The sequence below is a fragment of the uncultured Lactobacillus sp. genome, assembly GCF_947367125.1.
In the GTDB taxonomy this organism is placed as follows: Bacteria; Bacillota; Bacilli; order Lactobacillales; family Lactobacillaceae; genus Lactobacillus.
Map to the genome: position 1 here is coordinate 1 of NZ_CANBCQ010000041.1, position 21,785 is coordinate 21,785.

At 37.3% G+C, this 21,785-nt stretch carries 18 protein-coding genes; 1 reads left to right on the top strand and 17 read right to left on the bottom strand.

Going from position 1 to position 21,785, the window contains the following annotated elements:
• Positions 1-100: 100 nt before the first annotated feature.
• From whiA to Q0Y84_RS10475, 17 genes are all read right to left on the bottom strand, one after another.
• Complete coding sequence (gene whiA / locus Q0Y84_RS10395; RefSeq protein ID WP_297953333.1) at positions 101-1,036, bottom strand: DNA-binding protein WhiA; 936 nt, start codon at positions 1,034-1,036, stop codon at positions 101-103.
• Complete coding sequence (locus Q0Y84_RS10400; protein ID WP_297953335.1) at positions 1,029-2,072, bottom strand: gluconeogenesis factor YvcK family protein; 1,044 nt, start codon at positions 2,070-2,072, stop codon at positions 1,029-1,031. The genes whiA and Q0Y84_RS10400 overlap by 8 nt, the downstream gene beginning before the upstream one ends.
• Positions 2,073-2,083: 11 nt before the next feature.
• A complete protein-coding gene (gene rapZ / locus Q0Y84_RS10405; RefSeq protein ID WP_297953337.1) occupies positions 2,084-2,965 on the bottom strand; it encodes an RNase adapter RapZ in 882 nt (293 codons plus the stop codon).
• 92 nt (positions 2,966-3,057) lie between these two features.
• Positions 3,058-3,600 carry a DUF308 domain-containing protein gene (locus tag Q0Y84_RS10410; protein ID WP_297953339.1) on the bottom strand — a complete coding sequence of 181 codons (543 nt, stop codon included), beginning with the start codon at positions 3,598-3,600 and terminating at the stop codon, positions 3,058-3,060.
• Between the two features lie 64 nt (positions 3,601-3,664).
• Complete coding sequence (gene uvrA, locus Q0Y84_RS10415; RefSeq protein WP_297953341.1) at positions 3,665-6,505, bottom strand: excinuclease ABC subunit UvrA; 2,841 nt, start codon at positions 6,503-6,505, stop codon at positions 3,665-3,667.
• Positions 6,495-8,540 (bottom strand): excinuclease ABC subunit UvrB, encoded by a 2,046-nt coding sequence (uvrB, locus tag Q0Y84_RS10420; RefSeq protein ID WP_297953343.1) that lies wholly within the window; start codon positions 8,538-8,540, stop codon positions 6,495-6,497. Before uvrB ends, uvrA begins: the two co-directional genes overlap by 11 nt.
• A 104-nt stretch (positions 8,541-8,644) precedes the next feature.
• Positions 8,645-10,369, bottom strand: a complete 1,725-nt coding sequence (locus tag Q0Y84_RS10425; RefSeq protein WP_297953345.1) for a phospho-sugar mutase — start codon at positions 10,367-10,369, stop codon at positions 8,645-8,647.
• A 156-nt stretch (positions 10,370-10,525) separates the two neighbouring features.
• Positions 10,526-11,464: a thioredoxin-disulfide reductase gene (gene trxB / locus Q0Y84_RS10430; RefSeq protein ID WP_297953347.1), complete on the bottom strand. Its 939-nt coding sequence runs from the start codon at positions 11,462-11,464 to the stop codon at positions 10,526-10,528.
• A gap of 79 nt (positions 11,465-11,543) precedes the next feature.
• Entirely contained in the window at positions 11,544-12,563 is a 1,020-nt protein-coding gene (locus Q0Y84_RS10435; protein ID WP_297953349.1) for an NAD(P)H-dependent glycerol-3-phosphate dehydrogenase, read from the bottom strand.
• A gap of 41 nt (positions 12,564-12,604) precedes the next feature.
• Entirely contained in the window at positions 12,605-13,444 is an 840-nt protein-coding gene (gene lgt / locus Q0Y84_RS10440) for a prolipoprotein diacylglyceryl transferase (RefSeq protein ID WP_297953351.1), read from the bottom strand.
• Positions 13,437-14,405, bottom strand: coding sequence for an HPr(Ser) kinase/phosphatase (gene hprK, locus Q0Y84_RS10445; protein ID WP_297953353.1), 969 nt, complete (start codon positions 14,403-14,405; stop codon positions 13,437-13,439). The genes lgt and hprK overlap by 8 nt, the downstream gene beginning before the upstream one ends.
• Positions 14,406-14,419: 14 nt before the next feature.
• Positions 14,420-14,689 carry a hypothetical protein gene (locus Q0Y84_RS10450; RefSeq protein ID WP_297953355.1) on the bottom strand — a complete coding sequence of 90 codons (270 nt, stop codon included), beginning with the start codon at positions 14,687-14,689 and terminating at the stop codon, positions 14,420-14,422.
• A 7-nt stretch (positions 14,690-14,696) separates the two neighbouring features.
• Positions 14,697-15,813 (bottom strand): peptide chain release factor 2 gene (gene prfB / locus Q0Y84_RS10455; protein WP_297953357.1). Its coding sequence is split into 2 segments (ribosomal slippage): positions 14,697-15,740 and positions 15,742-15,813, totalling 1,116 coding nucleotides; the frame shifts between segments, so codons are not numbered across the junction.
• A 67-nt stretch (positions 15,814-15,880) separates the two neighbouring features.
• Positions 15,881-18,280: a preprotein translocase subunit SecA gene (gene secA / locus Q0Y84_RS10460; protein WP_297953359.1), complete on the bottom strand. Its 2,400-nt coding sequence runs from the start codon at positions 18,278-18,280 to the stop codon at positions 15,881-15,883.
• A 140-nt stretch (positions 18,281-18,420) separates the two neighbouring features.
• Positions 18,421-18,966: a ribosome-associated translation inhibitor RaiA gene (raiA, locus tag Q0Y84_RS10465; RefSeq protein WP_005718638.1), complete on the bottom strand. Its 546-nt coding sequence runs from the start codon at positions 18,964-18,966 to the stop codon at positions 18,421-18,423.
• 79 nt (positions 18,967-19,045) lie between these two features.
• Positions 19,046-19,741 (bottom strand): ComF family protein, encoded by a 696-nt coding sequence (locus Q0Y84_RS10470; RefSeq protein WP_297953363.1) that lies wholly within the window; start codon positions 19,739-19,741, stop codon positions 19,046-19,048.
• Positions 19,738-21,015 carry a helicase-related protein gene (locus Q0Y84_RS10475; protein ID WP_297953365.1) on the bottom strand — a complete coding sequence of 426 codons (1,278 nt, stop codon included), beginning with the start codon at positions 21,013-21,015 and terminating at the stop codon, positions 19,738-19,740. Before Q0Y84_RS10475 ends, Q0Y84_RS10470 begins: the two co-directional genes overlap by 4 nt.
• 44 nt (positions 21,016-21,059) lie before the next feature.
• Between Q0Y84_RS10475 and Q0Y84_RS10480 the strand changes: the two genes are divergently transcribed.
• A complete protein-coding gene (locus Q0Y84_RS10480; protein ID WP_297953367.1) occupies positions 21,060-21,710 on the top strand; it encodes a YigZ family protein in 651 nt (216 codons plus the stop codon).
• Positions 21,711-21,785 lie beyond the last annotated feature (75 nt).

The window sequence follows — 21,785 nt, forward strand, 5'->3', positions numbered from 1 at the left end:
TCCTCTTTTTTGCAATAAAAAATCCTGTTAACAGCTTATCATATAGATAAGTCATCAACAGGAAAAATTATAGAGCCCTTATATTGCAAGCTCCTTTTTATTATGCTCTTAAATTTTCTGCCAACTCATGAATTTTTTTAAAACGATGGTTTACTCCTGATTTTGAAATCGGTCCATCAGGAATTTGATTAGCCACCTCTTTTAAAGTTAATTCTGGATGCGCTAATCTAAACCGAGCTAAAACTTGCAGCTTTTCAGGTAGATCATCTAATCCACCTTCTTGTTCAATCAATTGAATATCTTCAACTTGTTTAGCTGAAGCTGAAGCTGTCTTTTTCATATTGGCAGTATCACAATTTACTAAACGATTAACAGAATTACGCATATCACGCATGATTCGCAAATCTTCAAAATTAAGCATTGCATTAAGAGCACCAACTATATGTAAAAGGTCACCAATTTTAGCGGCTTCTTTCAAATAAACAATGTATCCTCGTCTACGCTTAGTCACTTTAGCATTCAAATAAAAATAATCATTCATCAACTTACATAGGTCTTCATTGTGATCTTCATAAGTTGAATAAATTTCTAAATGATAACGACTGGTTTCTGGATTATTCACACTGCCGCCAGCCAAAAAGGCCCCACGCAAATAAGACATTGCTCCTTCACGTGAAGTCATAATTCTTTCAGGAATTCTAGTAACTAAGCCTTTTTCTGGATCCCAGATTTGCAAATTTTCTAGAATTGCTTGGACATTTTGATTTAGACGGACCAAATACTGATTATTCTTTTTCAATTTCATCTTGCGTGAAACAATCAATAATGGCTCAATTCCATATGCAACTTTGATTAATTTAAAAATTCGCCGAGCAATTGCTGGATTTTCTGTTGTAATATCCAAACTAAATTGATGATCATGTAAATTTAAAACACCATTCATTCGCAAAAAAGCAGCTAACTCTGCTTTGGCATGCTCTGGATGCACCTCAAGCGAAGTTAGCTCCTTTTTGACCTCACTAGCATAACTAGCCATCATTTTCCTTCAATCTTTTACGTGACATTGCTTCAAATGCCAGGTTAATAATCTCTTTTCCTACTTTTTCACCATCATGAAAAACTAATCCATGACGTTGATCAATGAAATCATCAGTAATGACACGACAATTCTGTTTTCTCAAACCTTCAAAATCATTTTTGACCGGTTCAAGATAGGCATCATAATCTTCCGGATGAAATTTACTCATATCAATTTTTGCACCGTTAACCAAAGCGGTATTGATATAATTTCCACCCAAATGATCATTAATCACCTTCACATGTTCAGCATCACTAAAGTGATCAGTTTCGCCTCGCTGTGTCATGATATTGCAAATATAAATAACTTCAGCATCAGTTTCACGAACTGCTTCACCTAAATTAGAAATCATTAAGTTAGGCAAAATTGAAGTAAATAAGCTTCCCGGTCCAAGCACTACTGCATCTGCCTGCATAATTGAAGCTAGCACTGGTAAAACTGCTCTTGGCTCTTCATCTGAATCAGTATCTGTTACCCACACACGCTTGATTCGTTTATCTTTAGCTGTGATTTCAGTTTCTCCGGATTCCGTAGTTCCATCCACAAATTCGGCATTCAAAGTCAACGGTTCATTTGAAGCTGGGAAAACATGACCATCGATTTTCATCATTTTTGACAAAGATTGAACTGCATCAAAAATATTGCCATGCATTTCATTTAAAGCAGCAATAATTAAATTACCGATCGCATGACCTGAGAAAAATGAATCAGAAGAATCAAAGCGATATTGAAAAATATTTTTCTCTTCTTGTGGCAGATCACTAAGTGATACTAATACATTCCGAATATCACCAGGTGGAACCACATTAATAAAGTTACGGATTGAGCCAGATGAACCACCGTCATCTGAAACAGTCACAATTGCTGTAATTTCTGCATTTTGATCCTTTAATGCATTCAAAATAACTGGCAAGCCCGTTCCACCGCCAATTACAACTACACGGGGCCGTCTGCCTTTAATCACACGGACAATCCTTGTCTCTCCATATGACATTGACCGCACACCTACTTTCTAATATACCGACTTACTTCACGATGAGTAATATCAACTGGATATTTCTTAGCTAAATCTCGTGCCAACTGCTGTGCAATTGAAACACTACGGTGCTGACCACCAGTACAACCAATTGCAATAGTCAGCTTTTCTTTTCCTTCTTTAATGTAGCCAGGAATAGCTGTCTCAAGTAAATCTAATAGTTTTTTATAGAAAACTTGCGTTTCTTCTTTATTCATCACATAATCAAAGACCCGCTTATCAAGTCCCGTAAACGGTCTAAGTTCTGGAATATAGAATGGATTAGGCAAAAAACGCACATCCATCACAATATCCGCATCAATTGGCATTCCATATTTAAACCCAAATGACATTACTTCAATTGAAAATGGCTGCCGCTTGTGATCGCTGAAAGTATTAATTAACTTCTGCTTTAATTCTTTAGTGGATAAATTAGAAGTATTAATAATATAGTTTGATCTATTTTTAATTGGCATTAAAATACGACGTTCTTCTTGAATGCCATCAAGTAAACGTCCTTTGCCATTGTTGGCAAGAGGTGGCAGGCGTCGGGTCTCTTTATACCGTGCAACTAAAACATCATCTGAAGCATCTAGAAAAAGAATTGTGGCTTGAACATTGCCATTATCTTCTAGTGAATTAACCTCGTCTAATAAATCACGGTAAAATGACTTAACCCGTAAGTCGATGACCACAGCTACCTTATGAAAGTCATTGGAATTATTGATCAAATCCCAAAAACTGCCTAATAAAGTCGGAGGAAGATTATCAACTACGAAGTAGCCCATATCTTCCAAGTCATGAGCTACAACGGTTTTACCTGCTCCACTCATTCCTGTGACTATTAATAATTGTTTTTTCTCATCAGCCATGATAAATTCTCCTCTTTATAAATTATATCATACCGGGTGTGTCATAATTGTGCAAAAAAAAGAAGCCCTTCGGCTTCAACTTTTATCAAAAATTAACGATGCATAAATGCAACTACAATTTCGTTAATACCAAAGATTAATAACCAGAAGGCAACTAGCCATACTAGACTAAGTGCTGCCAAAAGTGGATTAATAATCAAGAAGAAGGCAATAACCAAACTTAAAATATTCAAAATCAAATTAAAGATAAAGTATCCAGTTGAATATTCACGCAAGTGCCATGACCATACAATACCAACAACTGAATCAACAAAGAACCAGATTGCAAATAAGTAAGCAATGGTCAAACCACCAATATCATAAGAACAGATAAACAAAACACCAATAATGATGTCTAGTACACCTGATATGATTGCTATCCAACTACGTGTGAAAAATGCACGAAAACGTGAGTAAGCAGCCAGCCATACAATACCTTGAACAATTGATACAATAGCAAAAATTAATACAAATGCATGTAAACCTTTAGCTGGGTGACGTAATAATAAGAACGCCACAATTACCATTAAGATACCGGCGATAAATGCGCCCCAGTCAAAGCCACGATTATCTCTAGAACTAGAAAAAATATCCATTTTTATCCTCCTTGGTGCCTATTTTACACTTATTCAAGGCTAATAAAAACTATTAACTTCTATCCTATTTTTTGGCTTCTTTGGTTAATTTAGTATCACGTTCTAAAACTGGCTTTAAGTATTGTCCTGTATAGCTTTCTTTAACCTGTGCTACTTCTTCAGGTGTACCAGTAGCCACAATTTGACCACCACGTTCTCCACCTTCAGGACCCAAATCAATCAGCCAATCGGCATTCTTGATTACATCTAGATTATGTTCAATGATTAAAACAGTATTACCTTCATCTACTAAGCGTTGCAACACTTCCAGCAGCCGCTTAATGTCATCAGTATGTAAACCAGTAGTTGGTTCATCAAGAATGTAAAAGTTTTTACCAGTAGATAGCTTCTGCAATTCAGCCGCTAACTTCATTCTCTGTGCTTCACCACCAGATAAGGTAGTCGCAGATTGACCTAACTTAACGTAACCTAAGCCCACATCAACAATTGTCTGTAATTTACGCTGAATTTTAGGAATATTTTCAAAGAACTTAGTTGCTTCATTGATTGTCATATCAAGTACTTGAGCAATATTTTTACCCCGATAAGTTACTTCCAAAGTCTCTGAATTATAGCGACTACCGTGACAAACTTCACAAGGAACATAAACGTCAGGCAAGAAGTTCATTTCGATCTTAATAATCCCATCGCCATGACAAGCTTCACACCGTCCGCCTTTAACGTTGAAAGAGAAACGCGCCTTAGTATAGCCACGCATTTTTGCTTCATTAGTCTGAGCAAATAAAGTTCTAATGTCATCAAAAACACTAGTATATGTAGCCGGATTACTACGCGGCGTTCTACCAATTGGGCTTTGATCAATATCAATGATCTTTTCAATATTTTTATAGCCTTTAATTGATTTATACTTACCTGGCTTAGTCGAATTATTATTCAACTTTTGTGCTAAAGCCCGCTTTAAGATCATATTAACTAAAGTAGATTTACCTGAGCCAGAAACACCACTAACTACAATAAATTTGCCCAATGGAAAATCAACATTAATATTCTTTAGATTATTTTCTTGTGCTCCAGTAATTGTGATTTTCTTGCCATTTCCTTTACGGCGAGTCAATGGAACTGGCACAAATTTCTTGCCCGCTAAATATTGACCAGTCAAAGAATTAGGATTCTGTTCAACTTCTGCTGGTGTTCCTTGTGCCATGACTTTACCACCATAAACACCAGCGCCTGGACCCATATCTACTAAATAATCAGCTTGCCGCATAGTTTCATCATCGTGTTCAACCACAATTAAGGAATTGCCTAAATCACGCATACGCTTTAGTGAAGCGATTAGACGATCATTATCACGTTGATGCAAACCAATTGATGGTTCATCTAGCACATACATAACTCCTGACAAGTTGGAACCAATTTGCGTAGCCAAACGAATTCTCTGCGCTTCACCACCAGATAAAGTGTTGGCGGAACGAGAAAGAGTTAGATAATCAAGTCCTACACTATCCAAAAACGATAAACGGTCGCGTACTTCTTTTAAAATTGGCTTAGCGATAATTGTTTCTTGCTCGCTTAACTTGACATCCTTGAAAAAGGCTAATGCTTTATCAATCGACAGATCTGAAGCTTCAGCAATATCCTTACCCATGACTTTTACCGCTAATGCTTTTTCATTTAAACGTTTGCCATGACAAGTCAAACAAGTAAGTTCAGTCATATACTTGCCCATGACGTCACGCATAAATTTAGACATAGGACGTTTGTAGCGGCGCTCAACATTAACCATTACCCCTTCAAAAGGTTGGGTAGTATCATTAACGCCAAAATCACCAGTTACATGGAATTTTACTGGCTTCGTTGAACCATGCAAAATAATGTCACGCTGACGCTTAGTTAATTTATTAAACGGCTTATCCATTGGAATTTTCAAAGCCTGGCAAGCTTGTTCTAGCATTTCAGTATAGTAATTAGAACTTTTCCACGGAGCTAGGGCACCTTCAGCTAAAGTTTTACTTTTATCAGGAACTACTAGATCTTCATCCACGGCTAGCTTCATTCCTAGACCATCACAATCAGGACAAGCACCAAATGGAGCGTTAAAAGAGAACAAACGCGGTTCCATTTCACCCACAGTAAAACCACACTTAGGACATGCATAATATTCAGAAAAATTAAGCATATCGCTACCGATCACATCAACATTCATGTAGCCATCTGATAAACGTAGAGCAGCTTCTACTGAATCAAAAAGTCTTGACTTAATGCTATCTTTGACAATCAAACGGTCGACAACAATATCGATTGAATGACGCTTATTCTTGGCTAATTCAAAGTCTTCGCCAATCTCATGCATTTCACCATCGACAATTACGCGGACATAACCTGCACGTTGAACTCGCTTAAATACTTCTTTATGCTCACCACGTTTAGCACGGATAACTGGTGCTAAAATTTGGATTTTAGTTCTTTCCGGTAAAGCCATTATTCGATCAACCATCTGATCCACCGATTGCCGCTGAATTAAAGTTCCATCGTTTGGACAAATCGGATGGCCCACTCTAGCCCAAAGCAAACGTAAATAGTCATTAATTTCGGTAACTGTTCCTACTGTTGAACGTGGGTTATGAGAGGTGGTTTTTTGATCAATTGAAATTGCTGGATTCAAACCATCAATTGAATCTACATCTGGCTTGTCCATTTGACCTAAAAATTGTCTAGCATAACTAGATAGCGATTGAACATAACGTCTTCTTCCTTCTGCATACAATGTATCAAAGGCCAAGGAACTCTTACCAGAACCTGATAAACCAGTAATAACTACTAATTTATCTTTAGGAATAGTCAAATTAATGTCTTTTAAATTATGTTCACGTGCTCCGCGAATAACAATCTTATCATTTACCATTAAAGTTCTTTCCTTTTCTTGTTTTCGGTTTTCTAGATGATTTTTGTAATTCCATAATTGCATCCCGCAAGTTTGCGGCTTCTTCAAAGTCAAGCTTTTTGGCGGCTTCTTGCATTTGTTCTTGCAAGTTACTAATCATCGTTTGTTTTTGTTTAGCTGTTAATTCATCAAAATTAAGATCGGCAAAACTATCAGATTTTTCTTCCTTATCGCTAGATGGCTTAGTAATTGAAATTACATCTTGAATTGGCTTAATAATTGTTTTAGGCGTAATACCATGTTCTTGATTAAATTCCATTTGAATTTTACGGCGCCGCTTAGTTGCCTTAATCGCTGCTCTCATAGAATCAGTAATCGTATCGGCATACATAATTACTTCACCGTTGGCATTACGAGCAGCCCGTCCCATGGTCTGAACTAATGGCCGGTATGCTCTCAAAAAACCTTCCTTATCTGCATCAAGAATTGCTACCAAAGAAACTTCAGGAACATCAATTCCTTCACGCAGCAAGTTAATCCCGATTAAAACATCAAATTTGCCTAAACGTAAATCACGCAAAATTTGCATTCTTTCTAAAGTTTTAATATCTGAATGCAAATAGCGTACTTTAATCCCTAGATCCTTGAGATAGTCAGTTAAATCTTCCGCCATTTTTTTAGTCAAAGTAGTAACAAATACTCGCTCATGACGATCAATTCGCTTATTAATTTCACCAACTAAATCATCAATTTGCCCGTCAATTGGTCTTACTTCAATTTTCGGATCAAGCAAACCAGTTGGCCGAATAATTTGTTCAACCTTATGATCAGTCCGCGCTAATTCATAGTCACCAGGAGTAGCAGAAACATACAAAATTTGGTTAACATGTTTTTCAAATTCTTGCAATTTTAACGGGCGGTTATCCAGTGCTGATGGTAAACGGAAGCCATAATCAATCAAAGTTTGCTTACGATTCCGGTCACCATTGTACATTGCTCTAATTTCAGGCATTGTTGCATGTGATTCGTCAATTAAAATCAAAAAGTCGTCAGGGAAGAAATCAAGCAATGTGTATGGCGGCTCGCCAGCTTTTCTGCCTTCCATATGGCGTGAATAGTTTTCGATTCCGTTGGTATAACCTACTTCACCCATCATTTCCATATCATAGGTAGTCCGCTGCTTAATTCTTTCAGCTTCTAGTAGCTTACCTTCGCCTTCAAACTTTTTAACCTGCAATTTCATTTCTTTAGAAATTGCTCCTAAAGCCCGTCTTAATTGTTCATCATTGGTCATAAAGTGAGTAGCTGGGAAAAGAGAAATGCTTTCACGCTCACCAATTACTTCACCAGTTAATGAGTCAACTTCAACAATTCGATCAATCTCATCACCAAAGAATTCAATTCGGTAAGCATGATTTGAGTTTCCTGCTGGAAAAACTTCAACTATATCTCCACGTACACGGAAGCGGCCCCGTTGAAAGTCAATATCATTACGGTCATATTGGATATTGACTAAATCACGCAACAAGGTATTACGATCATACTCTTCGCCTTCATGAATCATCAATACACTACGTGCATACTCTTTAGGATCACCCAAACCATAAATACAGGAAACTGATGCAACAACGATGACATCATTTCGCTCCATTAAAGCTGATGTAGTTGCGTGACGCAATTGGTCAATCTCGTCATTAATCGCAGAATCCTTTTCAATATAAGTGTCTGACTGGGGCACATAAGCTTCTGGTTGATAGTAGTCATAATATGAAACAAAATACTCTACTGCATTATGTGGAAAAAAACTCTTAAATTCCCCATACAGTTGTCCTACCAAAGTTTTATTGTGGGTAATTACCAAAGTAGGCTTATTCAAATTGGCAATAATATTGGCCATGGTAAAAGTTTTACCGGTACCAGTTGCCCCTTCCAGGATCTGCTCCTTATAACCTTTTTTAAAACCAGCAGTTAATTTATCAATGGCTTGCTTTTGGTCACCCGCTGGCTTAAACTTGGATACTAATTCAAATTTGCGATTTTTTTGTCGTTTAATCATGAAAAAACTCCTCAAGAAAAAAGTTGGACAACTTAAGTCCAACTTTTCTAATTAGTATCTATATTTTACTACCGCGAACGTGCTTTCGCACGTAAAATGCTTAATTATTTAAGTAAATCTGCTAATGCCTTTTGATAATCTTCAGCGGCTTTTTCAGCAGTTGCAATATCCTTCTTATTTACGCCAACATAGGCTTTGATTACAGGTTCAGTACCTGATGGACGAAGAGCTACCCATGTTTCGTCATCTAAGAAGTATTTCAAGACATTTGATTCAGGGAAACCTTCAAGTGGAGTCTTTTCTCCATTTTCAATGGTTTCTTTTTGCAAAAAGTCTTGGATTTTGACTACTTTGCTACCGCCAATTTCAGTCAGATGTTCATTACGCAACTTGCTCATCAATTGAGCCATCTTCTTTTGGCCACCAATGCCCGGCATTTCAATTGCCCGAGTAATTTCGTAAGCAACACCATATTTTTGCCAAATTTCTTGCAAGCCATCAAAGACAGTCATACCTCGTGAAGCATAGTAAGAAGCAACTTCGGCAAACATCAAAGCACCTTGCATCGCGTCCTTATCACGTGCAAATGGTTTGAATAAGTAGCCGTAACTTTCTTCAAAGCCCATCAAGAACTTAGCATCGCCGGCCTTTTTCATCCGGTCAACTTCTTCACCAATATATTTAAAACCAGTTAAAACATGCTTGGTCTTAATGCCGAAGTCTTCAGCAATCTTAAATGGCAAAGCACTTGAAACAACGGAAGTTACAATCTCATAGTCTGGTGTTAATTGATCGTTTTCTTTCATGTGAGCCAATAAGTAATAAGCCATCAAAGTAGCAATTTGGTTACCAGTCAGAACTTGGAAATCACCATCGCTCTTTCTTACGGCAGCACCCATTCGATCGGCATCTGGGTCGGTGGCAATAATTACATTAGCATTTACCTTATCAGCCAACTTAAAGCCAGGTTCAAAGACATCACGATATTCTGGGTTAGGCTTAATCGTGGTTGGGAATTCTGGATCAATAATTGATTGACTAGGCACAGGAATCACATTATCAAAGCCACCTTGTCTAAATGCACGATCATAAAGCATCTTACCCGTACCATGAAGTGGCGTATAAATAATCTTCAACTCATCTGCATTAGCCTTAACCATTGCTGGATCAACAGTTACTTGCTTCAATTCGTTAAGGTAATCTTCATCAACGTCTTCACCAATTAATTGCAAAGTGCCATTAGCACGCAATTCCCTGACTGGTGCAGCTTTTACAGCAAAGATATCTGTTACCTTCTGAGCATAAGCAAAAAGTCGATCAGCATTTTCTGGAGCCATTTGTGCCCCATCTTCACCATAAACCTTGTAACCATTGTATTGCTTAGCATTATGTGAAGCAGTGATATTAATACCGGCAAAAGTATGTAAATGACGTACCGCATATGAAAGTTCTGGTGTTGGGCGTAAATCATCGAATAAGTAAACATGAATGCCATGTGCACCTAAAACTCTAGCAGCATGTTCAGCAAATTCTCTTGAATGATATCTTGAATCAAATGAAATTGCCACACCACGCTTTTTGGCTTCCTCGCCATTTTCATCAATTAAACGAGCTAAGCCTTCTGTGACACGACCGACAGTAAACAAGTTAATTCGGTTAGTACCTGGTTCAAGTCGACCACGCATCCCCGCAGTACCAAAATTAATATCTTGTCCAAAGGCATCTTCGATCCATTTTTCATCTTTGCCTAAAGTATCTAATTGATCTTTTAAATAATCTGGTAAATTAGTAGCGTTTTGCCACTGAGTATAAATTTCTTTAGCGTCCATCAATGTCCTCTATTCATTAAAAATTGGATTTCTAAAGCTGCTTTTAAACTATTAACATTTTCTATTATCTGTTATTAATTATAAAACTTATTGTTCATTAATTTAAGTTTTAGATGAAAAAAGACATGTCCTAAGCGAACATGTCTTAAAAATCAATTAATTATTCTTATCTTGCAAATCTTGGTAATAATTATAAGCAGCTTGACCAGCTACACTACCTTCACCAACGGCATTGGCAATTTGACGCAAATCTTTTTGACGAACGTCACCTAATGCAAAGATACCAGGTACCTTAGTTTCCATATGATCATCAGTGATAATCCAACCTTGATCATCTAAAATACCAAGATCCTTAAATGGTGCGGTCTGTGGCAAAACACCAACGTAAATAAAGACGCCAGCAATCGAAAGTTCTTTTTCAGTACCAGTTTCTTTATCACGATACTTGACGCCAGTGACCTTCATGTCATCACCCAAGATCTCTTCAGTTTGAGCGTTCCAAATGAAACGCATCTTCTTGTTAGCAAACGCACGCTTTTGCAAAGTTGGTTGAGCGCGTAATTGATCACGACGATGAATCACTGTTACGCTCTTAGCCAATTGAGAAAGATAAATACCTTCTTCAATTGCTGAATCGCCACCACCAATTACAGCAACATCTTCATCTTTAAAGAAAGCAGCATCGCAGACAGCACAATAAGAAACACCTTTGCCTGAATATTCTTCTTCACCAGGCACATTCAAATGCTTGTGATCTGAGCCCGTTGCAATAATTACGATTGGCGCACGATATTCATTGCCATCGTCAGTCTTAACAACCTTGTCTTCACCGTCAAGTTTAACTGTTTGCACATTGCCATACTTATAATCTGGTTCAAACTTCATCATTGTGTCATACATCTTTTGACTAAGTTCGGGACCTTTAATCTCAGAAAAACCAGGATAGTTGTCAATCGCATCAGTATTGTTCATTTGACCGCCATAAGGTCCACGGTCAAGAACAAGGATCTTTAAGTTGGCACGTGCAGCATATAAACCAGCGGTCATTCCACCAGGGCCCGCACCAATAATAATTACATCATATTTATCGGCCATAATTGCACTCCTTTTTACTTACTTTCGATAAGTAAATAATACAATAGATTTAAATTATTGCCAACCTTTTTGCTTGTTTTTAAAGACGAATTTCTGACTTAGGTGAACGACCCATCATTTTCTTAATTTCTTCAGCAACATTAGCGTCTTCATAAAGAACACGGTAAATTGCTTCTGAAATTGGCATATCAATATTCTTTTCTTCGCTTAATTCGTGAACAGCCTTAACAGTAGTTGCACCTTCAACAACTTGTCCCATATTCTTTAAAACGTAGTCTAAAGTCTTGCCTTCACCAATTTGCTTACCTGCACGCCAGTTACGTGAATTAACTGAAGTACAAGTTACGATCAAGTCCCCAATACCAGATAAGCCTGAGAAGGTCATCGGTTTAGCACCAAAGTATTGCACACCCAAACGAGTAATCTCTGCCAAACCTCTAGTCATCAAAGCAGCTTTAGCATCATCGCCATAGCCTTGACCTACTAAAATACCAGCAGCAATGGCGATTACGTTTTTAACTGCCCCACCAACTTCAACACCAATTAAATCATCATTAGTGTAGAAACGAACATAATCATTAGAGAAGAGTTCTTGTACGCGCTTGGCATTTTCTTCATTTGTTGAAGCACAAGCAATAGCAGTTAAATCTTTTTGAGCAACGTTTTCAGCATGACTAGGTCCTGAAATTGCCACAATCTTATCTTCATCATTTGGATAAATTTCTTCAGTTAAAATTTCAGAAATAAGCTTCTTGCTGCCTGGTTCAATTCCTTTAGTTGCAGTAACTAACAAAGGCTTAGCACCTGTTTTATCTAAAACTTTGCGAACATTTTTAGCAACAATTCTAACGGCCTTAGTTGGTAAAACAAACAAAACTAATTCTGCACCATTAAGAGCCTCTTCTAAGTCACCAGTAGCTTTGGCATTTTCATTCAACTTCCAGTCCTTCATATAATGACTGTTAGTATGGTGAGCATTAATTTCTTCATTAACGCTATCAATGTTACCGTAAAGAGTTACATCGTTACCATTATCGGCTAACATCGAACCCAATACTGAACCCCATGAACCGTTACCTAAAACTGCAATCTTTGTCATTTTTTCTCTCAAACTTTCTAAATAAAATCTTTTTATTAATTCTAATCTCTAGAATACGGGTATTTTAATCCACTACCATCCAAATACCATTTTGGCTTAACGACCTTGCGCCGATAAATCCATAAGGTAATTGTACCAATAAAAAGGATTAAACTTAATGCCTGTGATACTCGTATTATACCAAAAATATACAGGCTGTCTGTTCTCATTCCTTCAACAAAGAACCTCACTACACTATACCAAAGAAGATAGGTCATGAAAACTTCCCCTTGCTTAAAGAGATGTTTCTTATGACGCAAGGACAAAATTAAAATTAAACCAATTAAATTAAAAAATGATTCATACAAAAAAGTTGGTTGATAATATGTCCCACCTATTTTCATTTGGGCAATGATAAATTGCGGTAAATGTAAACTTTGTAAAAAATGAAGCGTAGTTGGCGCACCGTGAGCTTCCTGATTAACAAAATTGCCCCAGCGCCCTAAAATTTGGGCGGCCATTACCCCCGGTGCAATAATGTCTAACATCAAAAATGGCGGTAACATACGCTTATAGCAGAAAACTAACAGTACAATTAAACCGGCGATTAATCCACCATAAATGGCAATCCCACCATTCCAAATGGCAATGATTTGTTCTGGGTACTGTGAGTAGTAGCTCCATTCAAAAATCACATAATAAATTCGAGCACCAACATAACCTAAAGGTACCGCCCATAACAATAAATCAACAAAGTCATCAGGAATAATTTGCCGCTTTTTTCCTTCATTAATTGCCATCAAGCAGGCCAAAACAATGGCAACTGCCATAATAATGCCATACCATTTAACGCTTAAACTTCCTAGATGAAAAGCTACTGGATTAATTATTAAACTAGTCATTATGTAGTTCCTTATTCGTGTCTTCCTTTGAGTGTTCTGAGATTAAACTAGTTAAATTGTTATCAAAAGTTTGCGTAGCATCATAGCCCATCTTTTTAGCTCTAAAGTTCATTGCTGCTACTTCAATAATAATTTCAATATTACGTCCAACCTTAACCGGAATATTTACTTGTGGAATTGGCACATTACAGATTTCACGTGTATTTTCTTGAAAACCTAAGCGATCATAGTTAGCCTTAGGATCCCAATTAACCAAATTAATTACCAGTTGAATCTCGGTTCTATTTTTAACAGCACCAGCACCAAATAAGTTCATCACATCGATAATGCCGATTCCTCTGATTTCCATTAGATGCTTTAAAATCTTAGGCGCTTCACCTACAACTGTATTATGGTCTTTTTGGAAGGCATCTACTCGATCATCTGCAATCAAGCGATGGCCTCTTTGAACCAAACCCAAAGCAGTTTCAGACTTACCAACACCAGATGCACCGGTTAGCAAGACACCCATCCCTTTAATTTCAACTAAAACTCCATGAATGCTAGTTCTTTTAGCTAAACGTGCACGTAAGTATTCAGTTAAAATACTGGAAATATACGTGGTAGATTCTCTTGTACGTAAAATCGGAATTTTGTGTTCTTCTGCAGCTGCAGACAATTCTTCCGGCACTGGTAAAGAGCGTGAAATTAAAAAGCATGGTGTCGCTTCAGTACACATCTTATTAAAGACATGCATCCTAATATCATGGTCTAAGCGTGCCGCATATGAAATTTCTGTGCGACCCAGCAACTGAATTCGCTGTGCAGGATAAAAATCAAAATAACCGGTTAACTCCAATCCTGGACGGTAAATATCAGAAACATAAATTTCTTCGTTTTTGACATATTCTTGCCCTTGATAAACTTCAAGAATACTTTGATTATCTTGAATCAGTTTGCTTAATTTAACCTCATCAGCCATATGCGGCCTCCTAACTATTTATCAATATCTTTAGTGGTGACATTTCTAGCCTTTTTTCGAGGTCTCGAACTAGAAGAGCTAGAATTAAACCACTCATGATAATTTCCACTACTTGGCATATTATCTTTATTTTTTCTGCCAGTAAACCTATAAATAAGCCAAATTAATAAAATTGCAATGACAGCTGCCGGCAAAAGCAAGATAAAAGCTTTAAATAGAACAAACAACAAACTTAAAATAATTAAGGCTACTAAAACTAGTATTACAATTTCCATTAAACTCATTTTTAATCTATTCTGGATTTTCTTGACTAAGCAGCCATTGTAAATATGAATAAATAAATGGCTGCAATTTTCCATCCATTACCCCTTGAGTATCAGCCGTTTCATAGTTAGTGCGTAAATCTTTAACCATGTTATAAGGATGAAAAACATACGATCTGATTTGTGAACCCCAACCAATTTCTTTTTGATCACCCTTAAGGGCTTGTTTTTGTTTTCGCTTTTTCTCCTCTTCTAAGTGAAAAAGTTTAGCCCTTAATTCATTCATTGCAGTTTCACGGTTTTGTAGTTGCGAACGCTGCGCCTGTGAGGTAGTTACAATACCTGTCGGTAAGTGAGTAATTCTAACGGCACTTGAAGTTTTATTAATATGCTGGCCACCAGCACCACTAGAACGGTAAACATCAATCCGTAAGTCTTTAGGATCAATATCTATTTGAATACTATCATCAACTTCTGGAATTACTTCGACAGAAGCAAATGAAGTATGACGTCTTTTGGCTGAATCAAATGGCGAGATTCGAACTAGCCGATGAACCCCATTTTCAGATTTCAGCATCCCATAAGCATTTTTGCCGACAATTCTTGCACTAACGCTTTTAATTCCAGCTTCTTCGCCAGACTCGTAATCATTGATTTCAAATTTAAAATCAGCTGTATCACAGTAACGTTGATACATTCTTAAAAGCATTTGGCCCCAGTCCATTGCTTCCGTCCCACCAGCACCAGGATGAATTTCCATCAAGGCGTTATGACTGTCATATTTGCCTGACAAAAGCAAATCTAGTTCATAATTACGGAAGTCTTCTTGTAGAACTGCCAAATCAGCTTCAACTTCTTTTTGTAAATCAGGATCAGGCTCTTCACGCAATAGCTCAACTGCAGTAATTTCATCCTCGTAACTAGCTTGCAGCTTGTTAAAAGAATCTCTTTTTTCTTTTAACAAGTTAGTCTCACTGATTAATTTCTGCGCTTTTTCTTGATTATCCCAAAAATCAGGCTGGGCCATTTTGCTTTCATTTATTTCGATGCTTTCATCAATTGCATCTAAGTCAAAGAGACCCCCTAAAGTGATTTAGACGCTTGTTCAATTCATCTAACACACTTTGAATTTCACTAATTTCCATATTTTTTACCTGCTATTCCTTTATTTATTGCAAAAAAAGGGAAGCTATTAACTCCCCTTTTTCTTTATTAACGACTAAGATTTTGTCTAATTTCAGCCTTCATGAACAAACGAGTTACATCAAATTCAATATTTGAAATCATTTCTTCAAACATTCTGTAACCAGAATCTTGATATTCAACCAATGGGTTTAATTGACCATAACCACGAAGCCCAATTGATTGCCGTAATTGATCCATCGCATCGATATGATCAGTCCAGCGATCATCAACAACACGTAAGATAACTACCTTTTCAAATTCTAGCATTTGGCTAGGATCACCCAAAGCTTTTTCCTTATCTTCAAAGTTTTGTTCAACAATATCGTAAAGTTTCTTCTTCAAATCAGCAACACTAATCGTCTTAAAGTCAATTGAACTAGTTACCTCATCTGAAGTTAAACTTGAAGAAATAAAATCGCGCAATGAATCCAAACGCCAATCCTTCCGATCACCTTGAGTAAACATGTCGACTTGACTATCAATAGTACGATGAATCATTGGAACTAAAACATTCTTCAATGACTTGTCAGCATCAATTACTTGCATCCGTTCGCCATAGATAATTTCACGCTGAATACGCATAACATCATCGTATTGCAAAGTTTGCTTACGAGTATCGTAGTTATTACCTTCAACCCGCTTTTGAGCTGATTCAACTTGACGAGTAATCAAGCGGCTTTCGATTACCTTGTCATCATCATTATCTGATAAACGATCAAGGAAGTCCTTTACTCGGTCACCACCAAAACGTTTCATTAAGTCATCTTCAAGTGACAAATAGAATCTGGTGTAACCTGGGTCACCCTGACGACCAGAACGACCACGAAGCTGGTTATCAATACGACGTGATTCGTGACGTTCAGTACCAATAACTGCTAAACCGCCAAGTTCCTTAACGCCTGGCCCAAGCTTAATATCAGTACCACGACCAGCCATGTTAGTAGCGATAGTTACTGCACCACGTTGACCAGCATTCATGATAATTTGAGCTTCCTTAGCGTGGTTTTTAGCGTTCAAAACTGCGTGTGGAATACCTGCTTCATCCAATAAGTTGCTAAGTCGTTCAGAACTTTCAATTGCCACAGTACCAACCAAAACAGGTTGTCCCTTAGCGTGTCGCTTCTTAATTTCTTCAACTACTGCATGGAATTTTGAATCCAAAGTTGGATACAAAATATCAGGCATGTCTTTTCTGGCAATTGGACGGTTAGTAGGAATCGTGATTACCTGCATGTTGTAGATTTCACGGAATTCTTCTTCTTCAGTTTTAGCAGTACCAGTCATTCCTGACAACTTCTTATACATTCTGAAGAAGTTCTGGTAAGTGATCGTAGCTTGCGTTCTTGATTCTTCTTGAATCTTAACGCCTTCCTTAGCTTCGATAGCTTGGTGCAAACCATCTGAATAACGACGGCCTTCCATTACACGACCAGTGAATGAATCAACGATCAAAACTTCACCGTCTTGAACTACATAGTCGATATCCTTAAGCATAATGTAGTTGGCACGTAAAGCTTGGTCAATGTGGTGAACCAACTTTTGATTTTCAACATCGTACAAGTTCTTTAAACCAAAGTGTTCACAAGCCTTTTCAATACCAGTCTTAGTTAAAGCAATTGTCTTGGTTGGCCAGTCAATCTTGTAATCGCCATGATCTTCATCATCATCGGCGTCATCATCACTCTTGTCTTCTGACAAAGTCTTAACAAAGCGATCAGCCCGAATGTAATCACTATTAGCTTGTTGTGCTTCACCAGAAATAATCAAAGGAGTTCTAGCTTCATCAATCAAGATAGAGTCAACTTCGTCGATGATCGCATAATTAAGCGGACGTTGTACCATTTGCTCCTTGTAAACAACCATGTTGTCACGCAAATAGTCAAAGCCTAATTCTGAGTTAGTTGAGTAAGTAACATCACAGTTATAAGCTTCACGCTTTTCATCAGGTGACATTGAGTTCAAGTTTAAACCTACAGTAAGACCTAACCACTTGTAAAGTTGTCCCATTTCCTCTTCGTCACGACTTGAAAGATATTCGTTAACAGTAACAACATGTACACCCTTACCTTCAAGTGCATTCAAATAAACTGGCATAGTAGCAGTCAAAGTCTTACCTTCACCAGTCATCATTTCAGAGATATTACCAAAGTGCAATGAAATACCACCCAAAATCTGCACGCGGAAAGGATAAAGGCCTAATACACGCTTAGCACCTTCACGGGCAACCGCAAAAGCTTCTGGTAAAAGATCATCTAAAGTTTCGCCCTTCTTCAAGCGATCGCGAAACTCTGGAGTCTTCGCTTGCAATTGTTCATCAGATAACTTGCTCATTTCATCTGCATGAGCTTCTACCTTATCTGCGATTTTTTCAAACTTTTTAAGTTCTCGTTTATCATCGTTATATAATTTCTTTAAAATATTTGCCATTAAATCGGTCCTTATATGTCGTAAAGTCTAAAAATACAGATTAATTTTAACATGATTGCTGTCAAAAGAAAAATGTCTCATACAAAAAACCCCGCGCAAACTCACGCGAGGTTTCAATGTTAAAAGATATTTTAACCCGTTTATTCGTTAGTTTCAATTAAGCCGTAACGACCATCATTTCTACGATAAACAACACTAGTGCCGTTAGTTTCCGCATCTTCAAATACGAAGAAATCGTGTTCCAACATATCCATTTGCAAAATAGCTTCTTCTGGATCCATTGGCTTTAAGCTGACGCGCTTGTTACGAACAATATCGAATTCGCTAGGCTTCTTTTCTTCTTCTTCAGGTTGTTCCACGAAGAAATCTTGTAACCCTTTTTCACGACTCTTTCTGTTTACACGAGTCTTGTACTTTCTAATTTGACGTTCGAGTTTTTCAGAAACGAAGTCAATGCTGCGATACATGTCATCCGTGGTTTCTTCAGCTCTCAAAACTAAGTATGGTAAAGGAATAGTAACTTCAACTTTAGCTGAGTGGTCACGGTATACTCTCAAGTTTACGTGTGCAATCACATCTTGATTTAATTCGAAGTACTTCTCTAACTTGTTTAACCGCTTTTCTACATAACTTCTCAAAGCATCAGTTACTTCAATATTTTCCCCACGAACATTGTACTTTAACATATAAGATTCTCCTTTCACCGCTACGCGGTTTTCTTTACAAATTTATTATACCAAAAAATGTAAGCGTTTCATAATAAATCTAATGACAAATTGAAAAGCTTTCAATTTGCATCCCTGGAAAACCTTGCTGTAGACAGTCTCGCGCGTGATATAGCGTACGACCAGTCGTGTAAATATCATCCAAAATTAATACTTTTCCTGAGACTATATTTCCCTTGATTTTTATATTTTTATCAATCAAAAAGCTCTGCGGCGTTTTTAGCCGCTCTTCTTTGTTTTTCTCCCCTTGAGCATGACTACCCGACTCTTTAATTAAAAGCTGTGTTAGCGGCACAATATCAGCGTAAATAGCCGATATTGTATCAAACTGACGCCTATCTTGATGCTCCGGCGAAGTAGGCACCGGAATATATAAATCATATTCGGTCTTTTGCAAGTAGCCGTAACATAATTCTTGCAATACTTCTCTTAAAACATAGTCGCCTCGTCTTTTATAAGCCACCATCAAATCATGAAAAGCAGAATTATAACGATAAAGGGCATGATTGTGCAAAAGATTCTCGCCATAAATCTTTTGCCACTTTTTGCAATCATTACAGATAAATCCTTGATCTAATTCCTTATCACAAGCAGAACATCGATTGCTTGTTAATTTTTCAAATTGTTTTAAACACTGCAGGCAAATTTTGCTTTTTCGAACTGACTTAAAAGAAAATAACCGGGCAAACTGCACTGCTGGTGTAAATTCTTGCTCACATAACAAACAAACTCTCATTGGTTCATTTCCTTTATCTGCTTAATACTTTGACGAATATTCTTGGTATAACGATGATAGCAGTACAAAACTAGGCCCGTTTGATCATCCTTAGCCCGACCAACTCGTCCCGCGATTTGTACTAAGCTTGCCGCTGTATAAATCAGATCATCGGCAGCGATAATAATCACCCAAACATTTTTAAAAGTTACCCCACGCTCTAAAATTGTCGTGGTTAATAATAAATCATATTTGCATTCTCGAAATGCCTGTACTTTTTCTAAGCGCTGCGGATCTTGAGCATGAACACCTGCCATCTTTATTTTGAACTTTTTCTGTAAAACTTCTTGATACAGCGGAATTTCTTCAATTCGCGGCACAAATAGCAATAAGGGATGACCACTTTGGATAACCTTCCTAATTTCTTGCAATAATTTAGGATGAATTTGCTTTTTTTGCAAAAACGGTTTGATAAAAAGCTTTTCTTTAGGCACCGGCAATAAGCCACCATGAAAACGCCGATTCAATCGTAAAATCTCTAATTTTCCTTTTTTAGCTTCTAACAGCAAATCCTCAGTGGGAGTTGCTGTTAAATACATTCGTACGCCATCTGCCCTGACTGCATTTTTTGCCGCAAAATGCAATTGCGGATTGCCCACATAAGGAAATGAATCTACCTCATCGATTACTAGCAAATCAAAGGCTTGATAAAATTTCATTAATTGATGCGTAGTACAAATTGTTAGTTGTTCCATTCCTGCTTCTTTAAATTCGCGTCCATGATATTTGCCAATTTCGAGTTGAGCAAATGCTGCCGAAAAACGCGGAAACAGTTCATTGACGACATCAATTCTGGGAGTGGCAATACAAGCGCGCTGACCTTTTTTCATGCATTGAGCAATTAATTGAAAGAGCATTTCTGTTTTACCTGCACCAGTTACAGCGTGGACTAAAGTATGCTTTTTTTGCTCAAAATTCTGCACCAGCTTATCAGAAATATTTTGTTGCAATGGCGTTAATTTTCCTTGCCAAGTTAAGCCACCATCTTTAACAGAGTCAAAATTATTGCCATGGCTCTTTTTTCTAACCAGCCAATCTCCTTCATTAGCACGCCCTAAACCTATGCAGCCACGACAATAATATTTGCCATTAGGTAATTTGCTCTTAACTTGAGTGCCACAACGATTACAGCTGCCATTTTCAATTACTGGAATTTTGCTACATCCGTCAAGTATGCTAGAATCCTCTTGACTAACAATCCATTGACGACCTGATAATAGGGTTAAATCTTCCATATCTTTACCTCCTATTATTTATTACGCAAAAAGAGGCGATTATTTTGTTAGAAAAAGAAAATTTTTTAACTATTAAAGAAAATGGTACTGGTGAATTAATTATCAAAAAAAGCAGATTCATTGCCAGCATTGCTCGTACCACAACAACCGATGAGGCTAACGCTTTTATTCAAGAAATTTCCAAAAAATACCGCAATGCCAACCATAATACCTTTGCTTATACCATCGGCCTAAATGATGATCAAGTAAAAGAAAGCGACAATGGCGAACCATCTGGTACTGCCGGTGTGCCAGAGTTAAAGGCGTTGCAATTAATGAATTTGAAAAATGTCACAGTAGTAGTAACTCGATACTTTGGCGGCATTAAATTGGGAGCTGGCGGCTTAATTCGCGCTTATTCTAACAGTGTGACTAACGTTGTAGAAAAGGTCGGCGTAATCAAGCGTGTCTTACAACAAGAATTAGTTTTCAGTGTGCTCTATAAGCGGTTTGATGAAGTTGAGCATTATTTAAAACAGCAAAAAATCTTTATCTCTAATATCGAATATGGTGTTGATGTGAAAATTCATATTTTTGTCGATACTGACCAACAAGAACAGCCTAAAAAAGATTTAACTAATTTATTAGCTGGACAAATTACTTTTACTAACGGTGAAAAACGTTATAATGAAATCCCTATTGAAGCTAACAATTAGAAACTGTCAAATCTTTTGTGTAAATAGATCTTTCTCGTAAATTGATTTTTTAATTATTTATTTAATCAAAGTAGG